Origin of the sequence: Sutcliffiella horikoshii (genome assembly GCF_044809035.1) — a bacterium.
Classification (GTDB): Bacteria; Bacillota; Bacilli; order Bacillales; family Bacillaceae_I; genus Sutcliffiella_A; species Sutcliffiella_A horikoshii_G.
Map to the genome: position 1 here is coordinate 2,395,262 of NZ_CP085237.1, position 24,048 is coordinate 2,419,309.

The 24,048-nt window shown below is 39.5% G+C and carries 26 protein-coding genes and 1 other RNA gene; 4 read left to right on the forward strand and 23 right to left on the reverse strand.

Annotation, left to right across the window (positions count from 1 at the left end; genetic code table 11):
• Window positions 1-19: 19 nt before the first annotated feature.
• Entirely contained in the window at window positions 20-2,191 is a 2,172-nt protein-coding gene (locus tag LG307_RS12420; RefSeq protein ID WP_404442303.1) for a DNA topoisomerase III, read from the reverse strand.
• Between the two features lie 100 nt (window positions 2,192-2,291).
• Window positions 2,292-2,537 carry a hypothetical protein gene (locus LG307_RS12425; protein ID WP_404442306.1) on the reverse strand — a complete coding sequence of 82 codons (246 nt, stop codon included), beginning with the start codon at window positions 2,535-2,537 and terminating at the stop codon, window positions 2,292-2,294.
• Between the two features lie 196 nt (window positions 2,538-2,733).
• Here LG307_RS12425 and cspD point away from each other — a divergent pair, with 196 nt between their 5' ends.
• Complete coding sequence (gene cspD / locus LG307_RS12430) at window positions 2,734-2,934, forward strand: cold-shock protein CspD (protein WP_088018492.1); 201 nt, start codon at window positions 2,734-2,736, stop codon at window positions 2,932-2,934.
• 122 nt (window positions 2,935-3,056) lie between these two features.
• Window positions 3,057-3,338 carry a DUF2564 family protein gene (locus tag LG307_RS12435; protein WP_404442309.1) on the forward strand — a complete coding sequence of 94 codons (282 nt, stop codon included), beginning with the start codon at window positions 3,057-3,059 and terminating at the stop codon, window positions 3,336-3,338.
• A 54-nt stretch (window positions 3,339-3,392) separates the two neighbouring features.
• Here LG307_RS12435 and LG307_RS12440 read toward each other — a convergent pair whose 3' ends face one another.
• The gene (locus tag LG307_RS12440; protein ID WP_010193776.1) at window positions 3,393-3,581 is read right to left on the reverse strand and encodes a zinc-finger domain-containing protein; all 189 of its coding nucleotides are present in this window, start codon (window positions 3,579-3,581) and stop codon (window positions 3,393-3,395) included.
• A gap of 22 nt (window positions 3,582-3,603) precedes the next feature.
• Window positions 3,604-4,257: a reverse transcriptase-like protein gene (locus tag LG307_RS12445; protein ID WP_404442312.1), complete on the reverse strand. Its 654-nt coding sequence runs from the start codon at window positions 4,255-4,257 to the stop codon at window positions 3,604-3,606.
• A 170-nt stretch (window positions 4,258-4,427) separates the two neighbouring features.
• Between LG307_RS12445 and LG307_RS12450 the strand changes: the two genes are divergently transcribed.
• Entirely contained in the window at window positions 4,428-4,823 is a 396-nt protein-coding gene (locus LG307_RS12450; protein ID WP_404442315.1) for a reverse transcriptase-like protein, read from the forward strand.
• Between the two features lie 131 nt (window positions 4,824-4,954).
• Here LG307_RS12450 and LG307_RS12455 read toward each other — a convergent pair whose 3' ends face one another.
• Together LG307_RS12455 and LG307_RS12460 are read right to left on the reverse strand one after the other, a co-directional pair.
• Window positions 4,955-5,227 carry a DUF6123 family protein gene (locus LG307_RS12455; protein ID WP_404442318.1) on the reverse strand — a complete coding sequence of 91 codons (273 nt, stop codon included), beginning with the start codon at window positions 5,225-5,227 and terminating at the stop codon, window positions 4,955-4,957.
• Between the two features lie 62 nt (window positions 5,228-5,289).
• Window positions 5,290-5,778 carry a divergent PAP2 family protein gene (locus LG307_RS12460; RefSeq protein ID WP_404442321.1) on the reverse strand — a complete coding sequence of 163 codons (489 nt, stop codon included), beginning with the start codon at window positions 5,776-5,778 and terminating at the stop codon, window positions 5,290-5,292.
• Window positions 5,779-5,875: 97 nt separating this feature from the next.
• On the opposite strand from LG307_RS12460, the gene sspL reads away from it, so the two are divergent.
• On the forward strand, window positions 5,876-6,016 hold the full coding sequence (sspL, locus tag LG307_RS12465; RefSeq protein WP_404442323.1) for a small, acid-soluble spore protein L: 141 nt from the start codon (window positions 5,876-5,878) through the stop codon (window positions 6,014-6,016).
• A 779-nt stretch (window positions 6,017-6,795) separates the two neighbouring features.
• Here sspL and LG307_RS12470 read toward each other — a convergent pair.
• From LG307_RS12470 to LG307_RS12550, 17 genes are all read right to left on the reverse strand, one after another.
• Window positions 6,796-7,665, reverse strand: a complete 870-nt coding sequence (locus tag LG307_RS12470) for a 5'-3' exonuclease H3TH domain-containing protein (protein ID WP_404442326.1) — start codon at window positions 7,663-7,665, stop codon at window positions 6,796-6,798.
• Between the two features lie 114 nt (window positions 7,666-7,779).
• Window positions 7,780-7,914: a hypothetical protein gene (locus LG307_RS12475; protein ID WP_263458277.1), complete on the reverse strand. Its 135-nt coding sequence runs from the start codon at window positions 7,912-7,914 to the stop codon at window positions 7,780-7,782.
• A 74-nt stretch (window positions 7,915-7,988) separates the two neighbouring features.
• Complete coding sequence (locus tag LG307_RS12480) at window positions 7,989-8,828, reverse strand: sulfurtransferase (protein WP_404442329.1); 840 nt, start codon at window positions 8,826-8,828, stop codon at window positions 7,989-7,991.
• Window positions 8,829-8,845: 17 nt separating this feature from the next.
• Window positions 8,846-9,103, reverse strand: coding sequence for a YpbS family protein (locus tag LG307_RS12485; RefSeq protein ID WP_404442332.1), 258 nt, complete (start codon window positions 9,101-9,103; stop codon window positions 8,846-8,848).
• 182 nt (window positions 9,104-9,285) lie between these two features.
• Window positions 9,286-10,044: a DNA polymerase beta superfamily protein gene (locus LG307_RS12490; protein ID WP_404442334.1), complete on the reverse strand. Its 759-nt coding sequence runs from the start codon at window positions 10,042-10,044 to the stop codon at window positions 9,286-9,288.
• A gap of 12 nt (window positions 10,045-10,056) precedes the next feature.
• Complete coding sequence (locus LG307_RS12495; RefSeq protein WP_404442336.1) at window positions 10,057-13,737, reverse strand: dynamin family protein; 3,681 nt, start codon at window positions 13,735-13,737, stop codon at window positions 10,057-10,059.
• Between the two features lie 383 nt (window positions 13,738-14,120).
• Complete coding sequence (locus tag LG307_RS12500) at window positions 14,121-14,690, reverse strand: isoprenylcysteine carboxyl methyltransferase family protein (protein WP_404442338.1); 570 nt, start codon at window positions 14,688-14,690, stop codon at window positions 14,121-14,123.
• 6 nt (window positions 14,691-14,696) lie between these two features.
• A complete protein-coding gene (locus LG307_RS12505; RefSeq protein ID WP_404442340.1) occupies window positions 14,697-15,776 on the reverse strand; it encodes a type III polyketide synthase in 1,080 nt (359 codons plus the stop codon).
• A 220-nt stretch (window positions 15,777-15,996) separates the two neighbouring features.
• The gene (locus tag LG307_RS12510) at window positions 15,997-16,530 is read right to left on the reverse strand and encodes a GNAT family N-acetyltransferase (RefSeq protein ID WP_404442342.1); all 534 of its coding nucleotides are present in this window, start codon (window positions 16,528-16,530) and stop codon (window positions 15,997-15,999) included.
• A gap of 169 nt (window positions 16,531-16,699) precedes the next feature.
• Entirely contained in the window at window positions 16,700-18,217 is a 1,518-nt protein-coding gene (locus LG307_RS12515) for a carboxypeptidase M32 (protein WP_404442345.1), read from the reverse strand.
• 142 nt (window positions 18,218-18,359) lie between these two features.
• Complete coding sequence (locus LG307_RS12520; protein ID WP_404442347.1) at window positions 18,360-20,279, reverse strand: ATP-dependent DNA helicase; 1,920 nt, start codon at window positions 20,277-20,279, stop codon at window positions 18,360-18,362.
• A gap of 445 nt (window positions 20,280-20,724) precedes the next feature.
• Window positions 20,725-20,919, reverse strand: a complete 195-nt coding sequence (locus tag LG307_RS12525; protein ID WP_047968909.1) for a hypothetical protein — start codon at window positions 20,917-20,919, stop codon at window positions 20,725-20,727.
• Between the two features lie 93 nt (window positions 20,920-21,012).
• Window positions 21,013-21,216, reverse strand: coding sequence for a hypothetical protein (locus tag LG307_RS12530; RefSeq protein ID WP_404442350.1), 204 nt, complete (start codon window positions 21,214-21,216; stop codon window positions 21,013-21,015).
• Window positions 21,217-21,271: 55 nt separating this feature from the next.
• Window positions 21,272-22,414 carry a class I SAM-dependent RNA methyltransferase gene (locus LG307_RS12535; protein WP_404442352.1) on the reverse strand — a complete coding sequence of 381 codons (1,143 nt, stop codon included), beginning with the start codon at window positions 22,412-22,414 and terminating at the stop codon, window positions 21,272-21,274.
• Window positions 22,415-22,567: 153 nt separating this feature from the next.
• An RNA gene (gene rnpB, locus LG307_RS12540) (RNase P RNA component class B) lies at window positions 22,568-22,957 on the reverse strand.
• A gap of 62 nt (window positions 22,958-23,019) precedes the next feature.
• A complete protein-coding gene (gpsB, locus tag LG307_RS12545; RefSeq protein WP_404442355.1) occupies window positions 23,020-23,325 on the reverse strand; it encodes a cell division regulator GpsB in 306 nt (101 codons plus the stop codon).
• Between the two features lie 75 nt (window positions 23,326-23,400).
• On the reverse strand, window positions 23,401-23,967 hold the full coding sequence (locus LG307_RS12550; protein ID WP_404442358.1) for a DUF1273 domain-containing protein: 567 nt from the start codon (window positions 23,965-23,967) through the stop codon (window positions 23,401-23,403).
• Window positions 23,968-24,048: the final 81 nt, after the last annotated feature.

The following is a 24,048-nucleotide window of genomic DNA, read 5'->3' on the forward strand; positions in this document are numbered from 1 at the left end:
TTATCTTAACATTCAATGCTTAGAAGACAAATTGTATCTTATCTTCTTTCCATTCTAATGAAGCATTAAACACTTTTTCTCCTTTTTTAAAGCCCTTAATTTCAGCGGTCCTTCCTTCTGTCAGGAGTTTTTTTGCGTTAGTAGCAGAGATGGATTTACCTAGGATTTTTTTAGAAATGGTGAAATTACACTTACTTGTTTTGTAGTTAGAGCAACCATAAAACGACCCCTTGTCCACAACATCTCCATCGCATTTTTTACAAGTACCGACCTTAGTTCCGACCCCTGCTGTTCCACGCCCGTTGCGCTTGCCTTTTGTATATTTGAACTCACTGATATCCATTCCTTCAAACGACCATTGTCCACTTTCACTTTTGGCATCCTCTATCAACTTTATGGATAGCTTTTTAGCCTGTTCCATAAAGTCTTCAGGTGATGCTTTGCCTTGGCCTATCTCATGAAGACGCTGCTCCCATTTTGCCGTCATTTCGGGACTCGCTAATATGCTTGAACCAATAGACTTAATGAGTAGCTTGCCTTTATTGGTAGCGAATACTTGATTTCGTTTAACATCAATATATTTTCTGTCTTTTAGCACTCCGATTATCCCGGCGCGGGTGGCTTCAGTTCCAAGACCCTCGGTTTTATTTAGGACCTTAGTGAGCTCTCCATCTTCTAGATGTTTTCCGGCTGTCTTCATCACTGTAATGAGTTGTCCTTCTGTATAACGTTTAGGCGGCTGTGTTTTTCCTTCTTTCACTTTTACGTCATGGACATGCCCTCTTTCTCCTTTATCGAGAGATGGCAGATCTTGTTCATCTTCATCTGTTTCTTTCTCTTTTTTCGACCCATAAATGACTGTTCGCCAACCTGCCTGAACTTCTTCTTTTCCTTTTGAAGCAAATGTTGCACGACCATCTACCAGTGTATGTATGGTCGTGTAGTCAAAAATGGCTTTATCATAATGAGCAGCAATTAGTCTCTTTACAATAAGCGAATAAATTTTTTCTTCATCTGGTGACATTTTTGAGGGGTCAGTCACCTGTTCTGTTGGAATGATGGCATAGTGATCTGTCACTTTTTTCTCATTTACTACCCGTTTATTATTCATGACGGATGAGAACGGAAGTGGGAAGTAATTCTTGTATGCGGTAAATGCACTCAATTTTTGCAACGTTTCAGGAAACATGCCCGCCTCTTCTTTTGTCACAAAGCTTGAATCAGATCGGGGGTAGGAGATGATTCCCTTTACATATAACTTTTGTGCAATCTCCAATGTTTTTTGAGGAGAAAATTTATACAGACTGTTGGCCGTAGCCTGTAAAGACGAAAGGTTAAAAAGATAAGGAGGCTGAAATTCCTTTCGTTCCTTCTCGATGTTTTCTATCATCGCTTCTTTCCCTTTACAGAACTGCACAATCTTTTCGGCTAAATTCGCATCATCAAGTCTAGTCTCCTCATCTTTATGCCACTTCCCCTTATATTTTTTCCCATTCATATTGAAGGTGGCTAGCACTTCCCAGAAAGGCTTTGATACAAAATTTTCAATTTCTAATTCCCTTTTTACAATTAAAGCAAGGGTAGGAGTCTGTACTCTCCCTGTAGAGAATACATCAGATATGCCTTTTTGTTGCAGGAGTAACGTATATGCCCGTGAGGCATTCATGCCGACCAGCCAGTCCGCACAAGATCTACTTAGTGCTTCATAATAGACATTTCTTGTTTCATGTTCCTCTAAAAGGTTCTCAAAACCTTTTTGAACAGCATTTGGGGTCAAAGAGGAAATCCACAAACGTTTTAACGGCTTATGACATTTGCTCACAAGAAGAATGATACGTATGATTGCCTCTCCTTCCCGCTCTGCATCACCTGCCATTATTACTTCTGACACTTCGGGATGATGGACTAATTTTTTGACAGTTTGGAATTGCTTCCACTTGGATTTGGTTACTTTGTGTTGGAATCTTTCGGGTATAATTGGGAGAGTTTGCAGGGACCAGCGTTTCCACGCTTTATCGTATTCTTCCGGAGACAACAGTTCACAAAGATGACCAACAGCCCATGTAAGCATGGCACCTTTAGGGAACAATGGTTGTGGGGGAATCTCTACATAGCCATCCTTTTTCTTGAAGGAAAATGGAGCAGCAAGCTTCAATCCCTGGTCTGGCTTTTCGGCAATAATTAATTTCACTACATCTTCCACTCCACTCTATAAATAAATGTAGGAAAAGAGTGTAGATTCCTTCTCTTTTCCTACATTTATTATAAAAGCAAAACATTTGTTTGTATAGTTACACGGTGACAATATTTTTTCTGGGAACTATGTTCTGGACAGTAATTAATGGATATGCGCTTTGTTGCGTTTCCCCGACGATCAGGTAGTCAGCAACTTGCAGTGCAAAGGAGTCCATGTAATATATATCCTGTAGAGACTCACTCAAACTATTGTAAATGATATCTTCATCTAAAGAGTACAAATTTAGATTCGTTTTGATCCGCAATATCATTTCCTTCCCTTCAAACTTTGTCCGCAGCATAGCTTATCCCTCCTTTACCTATTTATATGAAAGGATTATAAAAATAAAACAGGTACAAAGTTTGAAACCTTGACTAAAATAGAAGAAATATTGTATATTGAAATTGTCATTTAACCGCTTTCTTTTTATTGGGAATTGGTTGTGATAATACAATTTCACGGCACATTGTGCGCTATTTTTAGGAGGAAAAAGAACTATGCAAAACGGTAAAGTAAAATGGTTCAACAATGAAAAAGGTTTTGGATTTATTGAAGTAGAAGGTGGAGATGACGTATTCGTACATTTCTCTGCAATCACTGGCGACGGTTTTAAATCTTTAGAAGAAGGCCAAGAAGTTTCTTTTGAAATCGTTGAAGGAAACCGCGGTCCACAAGCTGCTAACGTTACAAAACTTTAATTTATCGTTGTAAAATATATAGGTACAGGTAGAGACCATCAATTGTTTGATGGTCTCTTTCTTTTTTAGTGCATATCTTTTGCCTCTTTTACTTATTCTAAAATAAGAAGGAGGCTGAAATAATGGATAACCAACAATATAATAATCAGACTGAATTACACACGGGATATAATGATTTGGCTCAAGTGCAGGTGTCAATCCAATCCGCGGAAAAGATGGTGGGTTCTGCTACCATGAGTCTTGATCCAGAAGCAATGGATCATGCTGAAAGAGCCATTTCCAATGCTAGATCTTTACTTAATGATGCAAAAAGCGCAGGTACGGGGCTTGATACAGACTTTCTGCAGAATTGCGAATTATCACTTTCCCAATGCGAACATCAGCTTTCTGAAGCACGTAAATAACCGCCTTTTTGGCGGTTTTTTTGCGACCAAAAAAACAGTTAGTAAAGCGCTAATTTATTTGCGCTCTACTAACTGGTCTCCTAATTTCTTGATTTCAGCACCTACTGTACATTCACTGATGCAAAAAGATTGAGCATGGGTCTTACCATAGTCTTTACGTAACGTTTGCTTGACCAAGCATTCCGTACAGTACGTATCTAAAATTTCACCAACTTCCAAAAGTATCTTTTTTCGATTAATCATTATTTATAGTCACTCCTAATATTCACAATAGCAATTTACTTTCTATCGGCGTTCCTTCTAATGCCTGTTTGGCAAGCTGATGAGCCTCAGTGTTGTCTTTTCTAGGTACAGGTTCATATACAGGTTTGATTTTTAGCACCTTCAACTTTTCCTCTATCTTATCAAGCCAGCGGTTAAAAAGTTCATCATAACACGGCCACTCTCCAGAAAGTTGGTTTAACACAACAAGGGAATCCCCTTTAAAGGTTACTTCCATCGCCCGAATCTCTAAATGCTCCAGCTGTTGAATTAAAAAATAAAACGCCGCATATTCTGCTTCGTTGTTGGATTCCAATTCTTCAAGCCTTGCATTTATTCTGTATCTGTAGTCTTTTCTATTTTGATTATAATAAACCACATTTCCGATTCCCGCCAGTTTTGTGTCTGCATCGTATCCTCCGTCAAAGTAGGCCACTACGTCAGAGATTCCAACTTCACTCTGTTTGATCCATTTATTGATCTCTTTTTTCGTCCATTCCGATCCATCCTGATCAAAGAAAGAAAGACGTTTTACTCTTCCCGTCTTTTCTATATCTTCGGCAAGCCTGAGGGCCAGCCTTATATCAAGTTCATCACTTCTGAAGGTGGTCTCTATGTGCTTTGGAGTGTGATAGTGCCATTCTAAGGTTAATTTCATTTTTTGGAAATCCCCTTTACTACTAAGTGATTCTAACGTATATCCCTTTGGCTTTAAAAAGCATGGGTATTATGACTTTAATACTTTGTTGTTATTGTGTATTCTTATCTTATCACAGGACATATCTAAATATGTTCGTGTAACACTTATTTAATAGGCAGGCGATTGTAATGATTGAAGTATATATAGATGGGGCAAGCGCAGGAGATCCTGGTCCTTCTGGTGCGGGAATTTTTATCAAGGGACATGGCCGAGCTGAACAATACAGTATTCCCCTCGGAATGATGTCGAATCATGAAGCCGAATACCGAGCACTGATTGAAGCCTTGAAAATATGTACGAAACAAGGCTATCAAATTGTTTCTTTCCGCACCGACTCTCAGGCAGTCGAGGGTGCGATGGAAAAGCGCTTTGCAAAAAAACAGCAATATCGCGTATTGCTGGAAGAAGCATTAAGCCTGTCGGATCAGCTTGATTTATTTTTTATTAAATGGATCCCGAGTAAAGAAAATAAGATGGCGGATGAGTTGTCGAGGAAGGCGATTCAGCTTAATAAAAACCAATAGCATATGTGGAATTGGGTGGAGAGACGGCTTCTCTCCTACCGTTTGAGCTTTCCCAGAGTGAATTCGGGCGTAGAGAAGCAGCCATTCAATTACTCCCATAAAAAACTCTCCCAGCTGGGTGGGAGAGTCCATTATATTATCTTCTTTTCCTTGGCCAATTCAAGGGCTGCACGCTTAGAATGTATTTGTTCCTGTTTGATCATTTCCAGAAATGAAACAAAGAAACTTCCGTCAAACTGCTTTTGTGCTTTTAATGTAATTTCGATGGCTATATTTACTAAGTAATCAGAACTATCTGTGTAGTGCTTGCCAAATTCTATAAAACCAAGAGAATCTTCTCCAAATTTAAATCCTTTTGCGGTAAGTTGTTGAAGGTAATCTTCTGTACTCCATGATTTGTTCATGTTAATCCATCCTTTTGTTCATCCCCTTCTTTAATTTTACCGCAAAATTTGTCGTTTGCCCATCAAAGTTTGTCCCAAAGTTCCAATTTTTTCTTTTTCGGCAGGAAAAGCATTCCAAGATAAGCAAGGGCAACTCCGAACAAAGCTCCACCAACTACTTCTTCCGGCTGATGCCCTAATCGTTCTTTCAGTCGCTTTTTCAATTTATCATGGACGTTTTTATCTGGTTTTCCTTCCAGTCTATCCAGCTTTTCTGCAAGATCATTTACCGCAAGAGTTATCTCTCCTGTTTGCCTTCTGACGCCTTGTGCATCATACATGACAATCAGTCCAAAAATGGCCGATAGTGCAAAATCTATTGTTTTAACTCCTCTTTTCATCGCGATGATAGTGGCTAATGCTGATACTCCAGCCGAGTGAGAACTTGGCATTCCTCCCGTTTCAAAAAAAGTACTCCATTCCCATCTACCAGTTCTAAGAAATTTTATCGGAATCTTCAGGAATTGTGCTAATGTGATGGCACTTAAAGCAATTTTAAGTGGTCGATTCAAACTAATCACCTCGTGTTTAGTTTGAGTCATTTTGAACGTCACAATGCAACATAATTTAGAGAGAAAAAAGGAAACCTATGTAACGGAGGTGAGAAGCATGAGTAGAAATAAATCTGCAAACAGAGGAAAGAAAGCACCTGGTGTGAATCCACAAGGTTATGGCCAAGATGCGGAATTTGCTCAGGAAGTTCAATCCAAGCTTGAAAATAAAGCAAAAAAAGACAATACAAAACGATAAAAAAAGAGAAGATGACTCGCTCATCTTCTCTTTCAACATACAAGGTAATTGGATAACAGTTACCAGGCATCTAATCGGGCGCTAACGCGCTGACATTTCCCAAACTGTCTAATAGAACGCTTCTATTCGACCATACAACGACAAACTTCACCCAAACTGTCTAATAGAACGCTTCTATTCCACCATACAACGACAAACATCACCTAAACTGTCTAATAGAACGCCTCTATTCGACCGTACACCGGAAAACTTCACCCAAACTGTCTAATAGAACGCTTCTATTCGACCATACAACGACAAACATCACCTAAACTGTCTAATAGAACGCCTCTATTCCACCGTACACCGACAAACATCACCTAAACTGTCTAATAGAGCGCCTCTATTCGACCATACAACGACAAACATCACCTAAACTGTCTAATAGAACGCCTCTATTCCACCGTACACCGGAAAACTTCACCCAAACTGTCTAATAGAGCGCCTCTATTCCACCGTACACCGGAAAACTTCACCCAAACTGTCTAATAGAACGCCTCTATTCCACCGTACACCGGAAAACTTCACCCAAACTGTCTAATAGAACGCCTCTATTCCACCGTACACCAGCAAACTTCACCCAAACTGTCTTATAGAGTGCCTATATTCCACCGTACACCGGAAAACTTCACCCAAACTGTCTAATAGAGCGCCTATATTCCAGCGCACAACATTAGACTCCACCCAAATTGTCTTATAAAACCTACTCTTGATAAAATAAAAAAATCAAGTCAGTGTTATTAACAAACTTTATCAATAAATCCATGTAAATTCTTAAATTCCAGCTCATCAAATTTACTTGTGACCTTGCTTCGGTCGATGGTAATGGTCGCTGAATGAAGTTCACAAGAAATTGGTACATCACACTTGATCGTTGCGAGCTCCCTTGAAAGGTGCAACAGCTCTAAGCTGTCTTCAAATTTTTGACGCTGACTCTTCGAAAGCGCTGAAAGATTTTCTAAGATCCCGTCTACTGTTTGATACTCCATCAACAATTTAGTTGCAGTTTTTTCCCCGACACCTTTAACTCCAGGGTAATTATCACTGCTGTCCCCCATAATAGCTTTGAGGTCGATGAGTTGTTGCGGGGTAAGACCTTTTTTCTCATAAAATCCATTCTCATCCAACACTTCATAATTGCCATAGCCTTTCATTAGCAAAGCTACTTTGATATTTGGTTTGATCAACTGAAGAACGTCTTGGTCACCCGTTAAGATAATGACCTCTGCTTCTTCACGATATAGTTCTGCAAGGGTACCGAGACAGTCATCTGCTTCAAAACCCGCAAGTCCTATATTTGGGATATCAAACGCCTCTACCACGTCTTTTACTAAATCAAATTGGGGAATTAATTCTTGTGGAGGCGCTGGTCTATTTGCTTTATAGTCATCGAACATTTCTGTGCGGAAGGTTTTGCTTCCCATATCCCAGCAGCAGACAACATGTGTCGGCTCGAACGTTTCCATGGAAGTTATCATATGTTTAACAAATCCCTGAATTGCATTTGTCGGGATTCCATTGGATGTATACATAAATCGATTATAAACACTGGTTGCGTAAAAAGAACGGAATAATAATGCCATTCCATCTATCAATAATACCTTTTTCATAAGGACACTCCCTCTCTATTCCGTTTTTGATTATAGCATAAATTAGAGTTGGAGGACAGGCGGTTCATCCATTCATTATAAAAGCCACCACTCATAAAAGTGATGGCCTTACTATTAATGGTTTTTCTTATTTGTCATCTTCGCTGCTTCGTATTCCGCATATGAAGCGAACTCTGAATCCATGTTGCCTTTTTGTTTAGCGTTATTGTTTCGCTGTGCATTGGCATTTCCTTTTTTCGTACGTCCCATTCTAAATCTCCTCCTTCTTATGGTGGATCCCTTATAGTTTGCGCAAGGGATCCACCATTTAAGTGAGGGTAAATTTAGTTCTTTATTTTAGAAATTGGGTTGTCTGTGTAACTTATCCAGTCGCTCCAGCTACCGGCATAAAGCTTTACTTTTTCAAAACCTGCTTCTTTCAGTGCTAAGAACGTCGGACAGGCAGTTACACCCGATCCGCAATAGACGACTATTTCTTTCGAATGATCCAGAGATGAAAATCTTTCTTTCAACACTTCCGACTCTTTCCATTTTCCGTTCTCGATATTCTCCATCCAGAAATAGTTAAGAGCACCCGGAATATGACCTGCAACCTTATCGATTGGCTCCTCGATTCCCTTATAACGGTTAGGTTCTCTTGCATCAAGCAGATATGCTGACCCACTTTCAAAGGCAGGTAGTCGGGATTTAACCTCTTCCATATCCATTATCAAATCTTCTTCCACTTTAAACGTAAAGGTGCCGCGCTTTTCTTGTAGTGGCACTTCTGTCGTTACAGGATAACGGTGCTTCACCCATTCACTGTAACCGCCATCCATAATCCAAACATCCTCATGGCCCAAAACCTTTAGCAAGAACCATAACCTTGATGCCATCGCACCGTTTTGGTCATCATAAAGAAGAATCTTGCCCTCGTCATGAACTCCGATGTCTTCTAATTTCCGATGAAGCCCCTGAAAGTCGGGCAATGGATGTCTTCCTCCATGTACACCGACTATACTGGATAGGTCTTTGTTCAAATTCATATAATATGCTCCCGGAATGTGATTTTGTTTATATTCTTCATACCCCTCTTCCGGTGCCGGGAGGTGGAAACGACAATCAATAACGGTGAACTCGTTCAGATGCTCTTTCACCCAGTTTACAGACACAATGTGCTTCATGCTTTCCCCTCCATAAATTAGTTACTTCGAGAAACAAATTCCTCTACCATTTCTTTTGTGACTAATTTTCGTTGTGGAGCAATTCCTTTACGTGCCAGTTCATTTATTTGATTAGTGACTTTGTTTATTTTTTCGGTAGTATAGGGTTTCTGTTGACGGCAAAGTACTATTGCCTCTTCTATGTATGCTTCTCTTTGTTGTTCAAGCTGCAAGAAATTCATTACCACTTGATTTTGTTTTCTTGAATGTTCACTTATCGCTTTATGTACGCTCATGGTTGTACCTCCAGTTTATCTGTTCTTTTTTCATTAATTGTATTACGTTCTCTTTCGGTTGCCAACAATCAAATTTATAATGAGGCTTTGTTTGGAATCCAAGTCTACTGCAACGGTAGATGGTGCCCATCTCTAATTTTATCACTTGATAGTGTTTACAGGTGGCGCAGGCATGAAACCGATTAGTTTTTGTGATCACATTCACCCTCTATTCCCAGCTGTTGAAAAAACAACTTCTCTAAAACAGTACTATTCATCGCTCCTTCCTCTAGCTTTACCAAAGACTCTTCAGTTGAAAGGATATAGCGACTTGTTTTAGTTGCAATTTCATTGATGAATGGGTGTTCTTTTACATCCTCTCCCACTTTCAATAGAAAAAGCAAGGCTAACTCATCTTTGCTAAAAATGTTACTTTTTTCTACAAGGTTTTGAAAATGAATCGTTTTACCATGATAGTGAAAGATCTGTTCTAACATCATGGATGCTCTGGCAGCGTGGATAAGGTAAGAGCTTTCTTTTTTCCTGCTCCATTCTTGAATGTTTTTCTTAGCCATATTCGCATAATGATAAGCCAGAACCTTTTTGGAGTAGTCTCTTAAGACAACGTTTTTTAAAGAAAGCATAGAATGGTCGAACTCTTTATAAATAATGGGAGACAGCATCCATTCATACAGGGAGGGATTAGACTTACAAGCTAATAACAATGCCTTCTTCAAGTCCCATCCCTGTATGTCATATAAGTCATCTTGCAGAGTGATGGTATCTTCCTTTTTTTTCAAGGAAAGATACTCTTTAAGCGGTGCAATATAGATGAACCGGATATCATAGTCGCTGTTGTCCGTTGCAAAGCCGTATGCCCTACTACCGGCTTCACAAGCATAAAGAACCTTTACATCATGATGTAATTCGATATCCATGAGCATATTCTCAACCTGGTTCACCAGTGTACCTCCTTATTTTCTATTCTGCTGTATTTGCTCGAGAACCTGTTCCAAATGCGGAACGTCCTGTTCTTGTTCAAGTGCTGACTGCATCCCTTCAAAATAATCCTGAAGCTGTCTAAGCATGTATTGCTTCACATCTTCCAGGGAATTGGTTAGTTCCTTTTTGTAATGGGCAGTTAGAAGCCCCGCACTGTCTTTCAAATATATATCCATCATTGGAGACAGCTGTTCTTCTAAAAAGTCAGCCATCTTTTGCTTTTCATTTTTCTCAAAAAAAGCTTTCGAGTTTCTGTAGTAACCTATAGTTTGTTTTTCCAATTTGGAAGAGATGGAAGGAAACGTTCCATCCACTTTAAACGGGCTAAAATCATCCGCATCCCATACTCGCAAGGAAAGTTGTGCTTCAACCTTCTGAGCCTCTAACTCCAATTCTTTTTGCCAGGAGGTTACGCTCTTACGAATAAAGTTCTCTGTTCGAACGGTCGTTGCCCTTACTTCTTGAGATAGATCACGGGAGATATCTGTCACAAGCTCATGCAGGCAACTGACAAGCTGTGCTTTTATATTTCGTCCGTCCTCCCTAATTACTGCAGGATTGAAGCTCTCTTTAAAAAAGTCCGAATAACGCAATAATGTACGTTGCTTAATATAATAAATCAGTTCGTTTATTTCTTGCACAAGAAGTGTATAGAAGCTCTCCGTTTCGTAACCTGCGATATGTGCTTCTAACATGCGTTTATTGTTGGCATGTAAAAGCTGCAATCTTTCCTTTTCCTCAGATCCAAGCTTGGCTTGTTGTACAAAATGCTCAAATAGCGTGACTGCTCGGTTTAGATCCGCTTGTGCTGCATGAAGGCTCATTTCTACTAAATCTTCTTGTATGAAATCAGAAAAAGCTTTTTCAAAATCTCCCATTAAGGAGTTTTCCAAAAATGGATGTTCGAATGGGCTGTTTTCTTTTTCCTTCAGAGAAAGGAGACTAGAAACAGGAAATAACCTTGGATGGCGGATCCCATAAGCGGTCAACTGCTCTTCCACATAGTCACATACTAATTCAAGCTCTTCCTCATTATTGGCAAGATCGGCTGCATTTACAAGGAAGAACATCTTATCCATGGCGAAAGCATCTTTTACCCTGCCCAGTTGGATCAAGAATTCACGGTCGGCCTTTGAAAAAGCGTGCTGGTAATAGGTTACAAAAAGGATGGCATCCGCATTCTTAATATAATCAAATGATACATCCGTGTGTCTGGCATTAATAGAATCCGCTCCAGGTGTATCCACCAGTGTGATGCCTTGTCTTGTAAAAGGACAATCATAGAACACTTCAATCCATTCCACAAAACAGGATTTTTCTTCTTGTGCGACATATGCTTCAAATTCATGAAGCGCCACCTGTTGAAGGGTACCTAAGAGAGATTTCATATCTTCCCAGCCTTCTAAAAAAGCTTTAAGGAAGTGAAAATGAGTCTTTTTGTTTGCTTCCAGTTCCAGATGTTCATTTTTAGAAATCAATCTCTTGATTGTCGATCCTGCTTCTTCAAGACCTGTTATGTCCGTGTTAAAAAGGAACAAGGCCTGTTTTACATCCTGCAAAAGTTGTTCGGCCGTCTTCATCTGTACACAAACCGTTCCATGTGGATTCTCCTTTGATACAGGAGAAATCTTGTTGATGGAAGCAGTGGTTGGGTTTGGGGAAACCGGCAAAACCTTTTCGCCAAACAAAGCATTAGCGAGTGAAGACTTGCCTGCACTGAATGCACCGAATAATGCAACCGTAAAGGTTTGATTTTCAATTTTTTTCGCTCTTTTACTTAGGTCCTCCACCATTGTTTGAAAACCATGAATTCCCTTTAAAGAAGTAGCCGTTTCCACTAGTCCCCTCACTACCGTTGCAGAGTCTTTCATCTTGATCGAATCTTTGACGACTTCTTGTTTTTGACTTTCGGTCTTTTGTTTATTGGAAGTAGACGGCAATTCGTCTCCCCGCACTCTTTTATAGCTACGGTTCAAATATTGGGATAGCAAGTCCCTTTTCTCTCCCTCGTCTAAAGGTGCAGTTAAATTTAAGATATTGTTCAGCTCTTCGTAGTCCTTTTCCAGTTCCATATGCAGGTGAGTAATTGCTTCTTGAGCATGGTGAACAGCTTCCAGAGTCTTTACTTCCCCCTCTAATTCTTTGGTGCTTTCTTGCATCTGTTTTTCAAGCTTTTCAAAGTAGTTTTCCATAAATCTTTGTACAAGTTTTTGGTAGTCTAACTTAATGGAATGGGCTAGATCTTTGGTATAGTGCAGCACAGCATTTCCGGTAAATCCTGCACCGTGTTTTACATGCGTTGAAATATACTCTTCTGTTATGGGAACCGTAAGTTCTTGCACATTATTGAAGATAGCGGGAGAGTAAAAATTTTGCTCCTTCAAGAAAGATATTATATGTTCATGGATGAACTTTTCCACCTGTGTTTTCACACGCACGCTCAAATCATTCCGAAAAGCCGCACTCCTTTGCTCTCGCTCCTCTTGCGTTTTTTTAGCAGAGAAAAGCAATCCGACTTTAAACCCTTTTTGCCGAGATTCTAAATAATGTTCCGCTAGCTCCCTCATCTCAAACGGAGTGATGTTGGCATTTTCTAAAATCCGTTTTGTTTGATTAATAAAGTCCTCTTTAATCAAAGCTGTTTCAGACTGAATGGAGGAAAGTTTATCTTTTCTTTGATGTAACGTATCTGCCACATCTTTTGGAAGGTCTTTAATTGTTTGGATCGCTTGTTCATACCGCTCGATTTCCTCTGTACGTTGTTCAAGCATCCACTCTTTATGTTCTTCCATTACCTGGTGGAGCGCCTTTTCAATGGTCTTAGGAAGGATCTCCAGTTTATCTTGCCTTAAAATATGAATCGTCTCTTTCACGATGTTCAGGTCATTAAGTGGATGACTTGTTTCTTTTAAGCTCGTAAAATAAATGCTTGCAGGTATAATCCCCCAATCCGCAAAGGACTCCATTATTCTTCCGTTGTAAGTGGAAAATGGTATTTCTTCCTCACGATGCTTATCTATTTGATTAACGATCAGATAGACCTTTTTATCCTTGTCTTGGAGCTCCTTAATAAATTTCAGATTTACTTCTGATTGGACATGATTATAGTCCATCACATAGAAAATAACGTCCGCTAGATGGAGGGCCGATTCAGTGGATATGCGGTGGGCATCGTCTGTTGAATCCACCCCTGGCGTGTCTAATATCACCATGTCGGCAGGAAGCTTCTCAAAAGGAAATTGATATTCAACTGATTCCACTTGGTCTCCGTTTTTGCAGTATGCCTTTACATGCTCAAATGATACCGGTGGCAAGATTTCGAGGGATTCCCCTTCAAAGAAATGGACATGTGCAAGTTCCTCTCCATTTCTAATTTGAACCACGTTGGCCGAAGTTGGTATAGGGCTCGCTGGCAAAATGGCTTCCTCCAATATTTCATTGATAAAGGAAGATTTCCCAGCTGAAAAATGCCCGCAAAATGCTATACTCAATTCTTTTGTTGTATGTTTATGTAAAAGTTCTGCCACTTTCCTGGCACTTTTATGATTTCCGTGATCGTTTAATTTCTCTAGTATTACGGTCAATTTTGATTGAAGTACTTCTGTATGTTTATCTTGCTGCTGAATTTGCTGCTTTGGTTTGTTTGATTCCATTTCTTATGTCCCCTTAGTTGTACATGTCATTTCTCCGCACTCTGAGTCTATTTTACTTGAAATCGCTGCATTTTCCCACTTTACTTGCCTTATTTATAAATATTTTTGTATCGCAAACATGTGCATAGAAATTGCACATGTTATCTGGATGTCTGTATATGAAAAAACAGGGACCCCTGCTGATTTTTCAGCAGAAATCCCTGTTATCTATTATTTGATCGATTTAGGCTCGCATGTATGCTGTAAAACCACTTTCATCAATACCGAATACGCTACAACAGTTGTACCAATTAACAATAATGTCATGTTGGTATGTCCTCCTCGTTGATAGTGATAATTATTATCATAATCATATCAGCTTATGGGCCAATTGACAATGACTTTCATTCTGTTTCCTTTTGAAAAGTTGGAGAAAAACGGTTTCTATCTTCCATGTAAGTAGCATAATTGGTGGTCAGTTCTGACAATGCTTTTTCTTCAAGCGGTATTCTTACACTTAACATCCATGCATTTAAGAGAGTGAATACAATGGCAGTGTAAAAAGCTTGAAACATCAAAGGGATCAGCAAAATCTCCAACACCACAATCGTATAGTTTGGATGGCGAAGAAACTTGTATGGTCCAGCCTTCACAATAGATGCATCAGGCAAAATGAGGACCTTTGTATTCCAAAACTTCCCTAACGACTGTATGGACCAAATTCTGAGGGATTGAGTCATGATGAACAGGCTTAGAATAGCCGGCCAGAAAGGGCTTAACGATCGGTCGAACATGACAACTTCTACTAGAAAACTTGCTAAAAATGCTACATGAAGACTGACCATGTATTTGTAATGCCCTTTCCCGTATTCTATAGCCCCCATTGATTTAATCCATTTTTCATTTTTTCTTGCAATGCCAAGTTCCACTACTCTTTGAGTGACGATAAAAGCAAAAAACAATGCGAAAATCATCTTTTCTCACTCCCATTCTAATAACAGCATTTCAGAGCTGAATCCCGGCCCAAGTGCTGCGGCAATCCCTTTTTCTCCTTTTTTCGTATCCTTTTCCATGATTTCTTTTAAAACATATAAGACAGTGGCAGAGGACATATTCCCATATTCTTTAAGAACTTGTAATGACGTTTCCAGCTTCTCTGCCTCTAACCCTAAACATTCTTGGTATGCCTCTAATACCTTTTTACCTCCAGGATGTAAGACAAAATGGGCCAGTTCCTCAAGTGTTACATGATGGCTATCAAGAAAACGAGTGACATTAGGCGCTAACCAGGTTGAGATGATGACAGGTATGTCTCTCGAGAACACAACATAGAGGCCTTCATTTTTAATCTCCCACCCCATCACTTCTTCTGAATTCTCCATTAAAGTAGACTGACTCCCTAATACTTTCGGGTACGTTTTATTGCCTTCTATTTGAACCTCGTCGCCAACCATGAGCACACAGGCAATTCCGTCTGCAAAAAGGGAGGTACCAACTAGATTACTTTTTGATCTGTCATTCTTTTGAAAAGTAAGGCTGCAAAGCTCCACACATAAAACTAGAACTTTGGCTTTTGGAAATGCGAGACAATATTCATACGCTCTTGAAAGCCCAGCAGCGCCACCAGCACAGCCAAGTCCCCAGATCGGAATTCTTTTTGTATATGGGGAGAAAGGAAGAATATTCATGATTCTAGCTTCGATGCTTGGAGTGGACATCCCAGTAGTAGAAATATAAAAAATAGCTTCTATGTCTTGATGAGGAATGTTTTGTGTTAGTGTTGCAGAATTATTTAGGCAGGCATTTATTGCCTCTGCTCCGTAAGCAACCGCTTCTTTTATGTAAATATCATTTTTCTCTTGCAGCGTATGCGGTTCCCTGAACCACTCGACGTCCCTGGCAAAGTGCCGTTTTTCTATTTGACCGTTTTGAAAGACAGTAAGAAGTCGGTTGATATCTTTAAAAGAACCTTCGAATAATTCTTTAGCAAACTCAACAACCGTATCTTGTTGGATAGGATATTTGGGAATGGATGTTCCAACAGACAATATTTTTGGCATAATTCTAGCACCTCATCGGGTTTGGTACTGTTACTTTTTCCAGAATTTATATAATTATACAGATGATCGTGCACATGTGAGGGTGTTTAGAGCAGAAAACAGAAAAAACCTTCCCAAACTTATCCGGGAAGGTACATGTCGTTTTAAAGGAGTTGTTGTGTTGTGCATTTTTATTATAACGAATACGGTGGATATTATCACTATAAATTATTGGAAATTATCATTTTTTGTAGAACTTTGCCATCCACAGCTCATCTACATACTCGCCATTAATAAAGGCTTGTTCTTTTTGATTTCCTTCCTCATGAAATCCATATTTCTTATAAAGTTGGTAAGCAACCTGATTAGATGAAAAAACAGTTAACGATAATTTCCTAATATGTTGTTCACACCACATATCCGTATAATCCATAATTTTTTTCCCGATGCCAAGCCCTTGCGCTTCTTCAGCGAGCCACGTCCTAAAAAGGCCAGTATGCCGTTTCATTTGAATTTCACCCCGAATAACTCGGGCTATTCCTACTACTCTGCCATTTCTCTCTACACCAATATACATGTTTTCCTTGCTTTTCATATCCCGGATGAACAATGTTTCTTCCTCGGGAGTTCGCGGGACATCCTTTTGGATGTATTGCCCTGCAGCAATAATACTCTCCACTGCTGTCACGATGTCTTTCGCATCTGACTCTTCCACTGGGCGCAAAATCACAGATGACTCATCCTTGGCTGTAAATTCAAAACGTAAATCTAACATGATGTTCCTCCTATAAACTCTTTAGGTACTACATCCTACTTCATTTATCTCTATTCTTCAACAAATAACCCTATATCAACCATGAATTGAGAAAATTTGTTGATTTGGCCGGGTTCTATATATAAAAAAGACCAGAGATTCATCTCTGGTCCTCCTTGCCTTCTATCCATTATGATAATTGATAGATTTTATTATACTTAGTTTCTAGGTACTGAATGAGGTGGTCTGCGTTCAACTCTTCCCCAGTTACGTCCATTAAAATCTCCAATGGCTTTTTCAGCTTCCCGTGTTGATGTACTTTTTCTGTTAACCATGCTTTCACTGGTTCAAGATCACCGGTTGCAAGTAGCTCATCATAGTTTGGTAAATCCTTTATCATTGCTTGTTTAAACTGAGCTGCATACATATAACCCAATGCATAGGACGGGAAGTATCCAAAGCTTCCACCTGACCAGTGCACATCCTGTAGTACACCCTTTGCGTCATTTGGTGGAATAATACCAAGATAACTCTGATACTTTTCATTCCAAGCCTCAGGAAGATCTTTCACTTGTAGCTCATCATTAAATAAAGCTTTCTCTAGTTCATAACGAATCATGATATGCAAGGAATATGTTAACTCATCTGCCTCGATTCGGATGAGTGACGGTTTGGATTCGTTGATTGCAAGATAGAATTCTTCTAGGCTGATCTCATCAAACTTTCCACCCGCATAACGTTGCAGGCTTTCATAATGGCGTTTCCAGAAATTCTCATGACGCCCCACAAAGTTCTCATAAAATAATGATTGAGATTCGTGAATTCCCATCGATGTACCGCTGCACAATCCAGTCCCCAGCAATTCTGGAGATATATTTTGTTCATACAGGGCATGTCCACATTCGTGAATGGTTCCGAAAACTGCTGTGCGGAAATCCTTTTCATCATATTTAGTGGTAACACGAACGTCTCCAGGGTTTAGTCCAATCGCAAATGGATGGACAGTTTGATCAAGCCTACCTGCATCAAAATCATACGATAACTCTTTTAATATCTCTAGGCTAAAATCGCGTTGTTTATCTTTAGGGAAAGAAACCAATAATTCATTTGCCCTAGGTTGAACGGAAGAATCAGCAATCTTTTGCACAAGAGGAACGATCCTCTCTTTTAACTTAGCAAATACCTCATCCAATTTTTCTACAGTGATCCCCGGTTCGTACATATCTAATAACGTATTATATTTGTTGCCTTCATAGCCCCAGTATCCAATAAACTTCTTATTGAAATCCACCAGTTTTTCTAAATATGGTTCCAAAAGGGAGAAATCCGATTTCTCTTTTGCCTCTTCCCATACTGACTCTGCCTTGGTAGAAAGGACCACATACTCCTGGTATTCTTTTGCGGGAACTTTTTTGTTGCGGTCGTAGTTCTTTTTGCTTTCTAGCAAAGATGCTTTGGTAATATCATCTAGTTCGTTAAATATTTCTTCGTTCAAAAGTTGCGTTAAGTAGCTTGCCATTTCTTCTGAAGTTGACATGTTAAATACTTCTGAGGACAAGATTCCAATCACGTCTGACCGACGATCTACTCCTTTTTTGGGAGCTCCTGTTCTTAGATCCCAGAAAATTAAGGATAGTGCTTCGTTATAACTATCCATTTTGTTGATATGATTTAAGTATTCTTCTTTTACTTGGTTGATTTCTATCATATGTATCTCCCCCATTTAGTTATAGAGCTACTGTTAAGAATACACAATTTTCACACTAGTTGGCAACAAATTTGGAAGACTTGTTATGTATTCATGAATAAAAGCACCGAATTTTAGCTTCGGTGCTTTTGGAGGTTGAAAACTATTGTGTTACAGGGCTGGTCGGAAGGACGCCTTGAATTTTTGTACGAACAGCTTCCGGTAATCCCGATGGCAGATAAACGGTAATTTCTCCTCTATCTTCTGTAGTACGAATGAGTCGGCCCATGCCTTGACGGAGACGCAGTAGCATATACGGGACATCAAGTTGCATATATGGATCTTCCAAACCTTTTCTTTTTGCAGCAAATACTGGATCATTTGGCGGAAATGGCAAGGACCAAATTACAACGTTGGACAATGAAGGTCCTGGTATATCCAACCCTTCCCATAAATGATAAGCACAAAGAACAGCACGTTCTTCATTTTGGAATTCAGAAACTAACACACTGATTTCCTTTTCCCCTTCATATAGGAATGGATAGTTCATGTTATTGGCATTTTCAGACTTAAACTTTAGTAATTCTTCTTTAGTGGAGAAGAGTACAAGCGTTCTTCCACCATTTCGTTCGATGGATTCCAATGTTTTGTTGAATTTCACATGGAAATCCTCTTCAACCGCTAAAGAAAGTTTCATATTCTCTTCGTAATCAAATGGAGAATTAATGGAAAAGGATAAATAGTCTCCTATGCCTAATGAAGATGCAAGATAACTAAAGTTTTCATTGTCAGATAAGGTTGCTGAAGAAAAGATAAACGGAATCTGTTTAGAAAAGACATTCTCCTTTAAGACCTCTTCCACAGTTTTTGGCATCACAACAAGGGTCAGATCCTTATTTGCATGTTCTGCCCAAGCTATCACATCTTCTTTTGACAAAAGTAGCTTTAGTAGGAATTCAATAGAATCTAAGTATTCCTCCACTATATGCAGTTGATAATGATCTACCGTATGGAGTTCCCCTTCAAACACAAGTTGATTTCCTATCTCCTCTATTTTCTCTAAAAGGTCTTTGGCACTTTTTACAAGTCGTGCATTCATGGCAATGTCTTTACGTTCTGAGCCCTCAATGCTTGTCAGATTTTCTTCTAGCATATCAAAAAATAGATCGTTTGCCTGTAAAGAATCCTCTACTAGATAAGCAAATTCTTCCCTTAAGTCGTTTCCTAATAAGCGGGTTAGAATTTCTTCTACCTGTTGATTTTTAATTTTGTACGTTAGTGCTTTTTGCGCAGCAAACTCCAATAAATGCCCTTCATCAAAAACGACACTTGATGCTTCTGGCAATAAAGGAAGCTGTCCTTCGCGCTTTCTTTTGTCAAACGTCCAAACATGTTCCATGTAAAAATCATGAGAACAGATAATAAGGTCTGTAGACTTTCTGTAATGATCGCGGGATAGAGTTTGTCCACAACGATGGCGTTTTTCACAGCTGAAACAGTCTTGGAACGTATCCCATCCGACCATGTCCCATTCCTCGTCATTCAGTTTTGCGTAATCTTTGCGGTCTCCATAAGGATGGAAAGATTGCATCGCAGCTGGTTTTGTCACAAAGCTTGGAAGTGCATCATACACTTCATCTATGTTGTCATTATCATACTTATTTACGGCAATATCTAATTTGTTTAAACACAGGTATTGTTCTGGAGATTTTGCTAGACGTACATCCATTGTAATGTCTAGGACTTTCGAGAGCTTTGCAATGTCTCCTTCTTTTTTCACAAGCTGCTCAATCAAAGATTCATCGGCACAGGTTATGATTGCCGGCTTTCCCATATATCTCGCATAACATATTGCATATAAAAGGTACACCATTGTCTTGCCTGTTCCTACACCGGCTTCTGAGAATATTACCTTTTTCTCTTTAAACGCTCTTTCCAGTTGGAAAGCCATAAAGATCTGTTCATCACGCAATTCGAATCCAGCTTCAGGTAGGATGTCGTAAAATACATCCCCGATCCATTCGTTCAGGCGATCAAAAAAGGCATCCCCTTTGTTCATTGTAAATGGCAGACGATTATTCATTCTATGTACCTCCGAGAAAAAGTTTGCATCTAGTCATTATCTACTATTCAGGGAGTACTTGTCAAGCTGGGTATTGATGTTTGTGGAAGGGGTATTCTCTATCGGCAAAAAAAGACTGTTCTTTTTATAGGCTAAAGACTTTAGTTGCTCCATGAAGACTTCTCCCTCTTGATTCCTGCTTCACGGAGGTCTTGATTCGTCTCATGAGGACTTCTGTTGCTGGATTTCCCCTTCCCTGAAGTCTTCATCCGCCCTATGAAGACTTCTCCCTCTCGATTCCTGCTTCGCTGAAGTCTTCATTCTCCTCATGAGGACTTCTGTTACTGGATTTCCCCTTCCCTAAAGTCTTCATCCGCTCTATGAAGACTTCTCCCTCTCGATTCCTGCTTCACGGAGGTCTTGATACATCAACTCCAAATAAAAACCTCCAAATAGGAGGCTTCTCTTAGTTCTTTGTAATATGGATGATCTCATCATCAAGCAGAGTGGCGTACAGCATCGCTTTTGTATATTCATCACGTGCAGCGTTCATTCGTTCTACACATTCATGATTATCTAGCAGGTTTTCACTTGCAAGGCGCTGATAACTACTTTCCAATGCTTTGGAGATTCTCATAAAATCATTCACGTGCAAAGGCATAGAAACCCCTCCAAACAGTATTGATAGAAGTATTCTATGCCCAATTTCTAAAGTTTATTCATCTAGGATGTCTAGGAAAATTATAGGATCTGTTTAATTCTCCTTGCTTGATGATCGATTCTTAGAACTCTTCTTGTTCCGTTCTTCCTCTTTTTCATACTTAATTTCTTCAAGTGGAAGTTCATCAATCGGCATGACAAGTTGATCTCGGTTTTTTTGATTCGTTTCATTCTTCTTAAAAGCTTTGTCTTTCTCGTTTCTCTCTAGTAGTGTTTTTTCTTTAGTTTGATTTCTCAAAACCATCACTCCTTTTTAGGAGTAATTCCCTGGGCTTGCAGCAGTTAAACGTTTCCTATTCTTTTCTAGGCGGACGCTTGCCCCAGTATTGATATAAATCGGTTTTGATGAATCCGTTAAATAATTTTCGTTTTTTCGTCGCTTTCTTACCATAAAAGCTCTCAAAGCCTTCATGGGATGTGAGCATATAGACAGACCACGTTTCTAGTTCAGAGAAGGCCTTCCCCATTTCCCTGTACATCTTTTCCACTTCCGGTCGTTCACCAAGACGCTCTCCATATGGAGGATTTCCGATAATAACACCGTATTCTTTTCTTGTGGTAAAATCCCTGACTTGCATTTGTTTGAAATCAATCAAGTCACCAAGTCCTGCCTCAAATGCGTTTTCTTTGGCGATTGCAATCATGCGGTGATCTAAATCATACCCTGCAATATCAAGCGGTTGGTCATAGTTAGCTTTATCTTCCATTTCTTCACGCGCCTGTTTCCAAAGGTCATCACCAATCCAATGCCAGTCTTCGGAGACAAAGTCACGATTGAATCCAGGTGCGATGTTTTGTCCAATTAGCGCAGCTTCAATCGGAATGGTACCTGAACCGCAAAAAGGATCAACAAATGGCTTGTCCGGATACCAGTTCGTCAACATTACTAAAGCTGCTGCCAACGTTTCTTTAAGTGGCGCTTCGCCTTGATCTGTACGATAGCCTCTTTTGTGTAAACCGATACCCGAGGCGTCTATGGTGATTTGCGCAACATCTTTTAACAGGGCAACTTCAATTTTGTAAACTGCTCCTTTTTCTTCTAACCAAGCAGACTGAATCTTGTAATGCGATTTCACCTTTTCTACTACTGCCTTTTTTACGATAGCTTGACAATCTGGTACACTAAACAGCTTAGACTTTACTGATTTACCGATAACCGGAAATTCGGCATCTTCAGGTAAATAGTCTCCCCATGGCAATGCTTTCGTCTTTTCAAAAAGTTCTTCAAAAGAAGTGGCTTTGAATTCTCCTACCACCACTTTAATTCTGTCTGCAGTCCGTAACCATAGGTTAGCCCGGCAAATGGCCATAGCGTCTCCCTTGAAGATTACTTTGCCATTATCAACCGTACATTCATAACCTAAATCTCTTACTTCCTTTGCAACTAGAGATTCTAAACCCATCGCTGCCGTTGCAATTAATGTATAGTTTTTCATTGTATAAATCATCCTAACTAAAATTCAATTTCTCTTATGTATTATTATCACAAAAACTTCGTCCCATATCCCATTTATCAAATAAAGCTCTCCTGGCAACAGGAGAGCTTATGTTACATAATCATAGTTGGATGTGACATTCAATCAATAGTGATCTGTAAGCCATGTTCTGTTCCTTTGTACTGCAAACGGATCGCTCCTTGTACGCAGGTGGTAACCATCTGTCTACAGACACTTAAAGTATCTGTCCCTCTCATCGTTTGGTTCCTTAGAGAAGGTGCCCCTACCATTATTTGGGTTTCTCGCTCGAGGGGTTTACCTCGTTCCACTCTTACAATTTCTTGTAAGACTACGTCACTGTGGCACTTTCAAGGTATTAACACCATATCTAAAAGACTTAGGTGCGTTCCCTGCCGTTAGCTTCGTCCGAAAACCAAGCTACCCTAGCTTATTTTTTCGCTAGGCACGAACACTACAAGCATCTCAGCCTGTGCGAGCATGGACTTTCCTCTACAGCCGAAACTGTAGCGGTTACCCAATCACTATTGATGTCAGCAAGATATAGTATAGTAAATTTAAGCGATGATTGCAACTGTAAATTACTGTCAGTCGTATAACTTACTTCCGAATACATGCTTTTCTAGGTTTGATAATCTTCTTAAGATATCAAAGTTAGTCGATCCGCTGTTAGTATTAGCAGGCTGCGGTTTCTTCCCCGCTTCTTCTACTTGTCTTTTTAGCCTGGCGTTTTCCTGTAACAGCAAGTCATACTCGGCATAAAAAGTTTCATAATCCTTTATTACAACATCTAAAAATTTATCCACGTCTTCTGCTTTATAGCCTCTCATGCCTGACTTGAACTCTTTTTCTAAAATTTCTTTGGACGTTAATTTAATTTTATCTGATAGCATAAGTTCCTCACCTCTAAGCGAGTGCCCATTTGTAAGTACATGGATGGGTCACTTCTCAATTTATCTATTCAACTTTTACCACTCTTGATTGTTATTGAACTGTTCTTCTTCCACAACAAGCTGAAGTTCATAGCTGTCAATCATATATATAGGGTAATCTGTCTGAGTTGATTTTTTTTTGGCCATGTCTATTATATATTGAGGACTACCCGGCCCCTCCTCGTCGTAAACCACCAGTATGGCGTCCGACTTATCGACGACAAACTGATTTTTCAATCTCAATTGAAGCGGTGATTCGTATTTCTTTTTAGTAATAGAGTCAATATGATTAGCTTGCGACAAAATAGAGCTGTAATACTCCTTATTTTGATCACTCCATTTTTCTTCCTGTTCCAGAAATGGGGTAAATACAGCAAGTTTCAGGTAGGGAAATTCCGGTTGCAAAGCATAAACTACTTCAGCAGCCCAAAGTTCCACACCTAGCTGTCCGCTAATGACAACCCATTCTAACTCATTATGTTCTTCTAGTAAAGCAGTCAAGCGCTTCTGTATCGCACTTTTTATAAAATGTACAGCAGGATCATCCTTTTTGAATATTTGCAGTTCCTGGGGTTTATACCCTGTAATTACTAATACTTTCATAAGCACCTCTACATAAAATAATAAATAGAAAGCCTCAAAAGCGCAAGTCATACATCATTATGTAATGGAAAAAGAACTGAC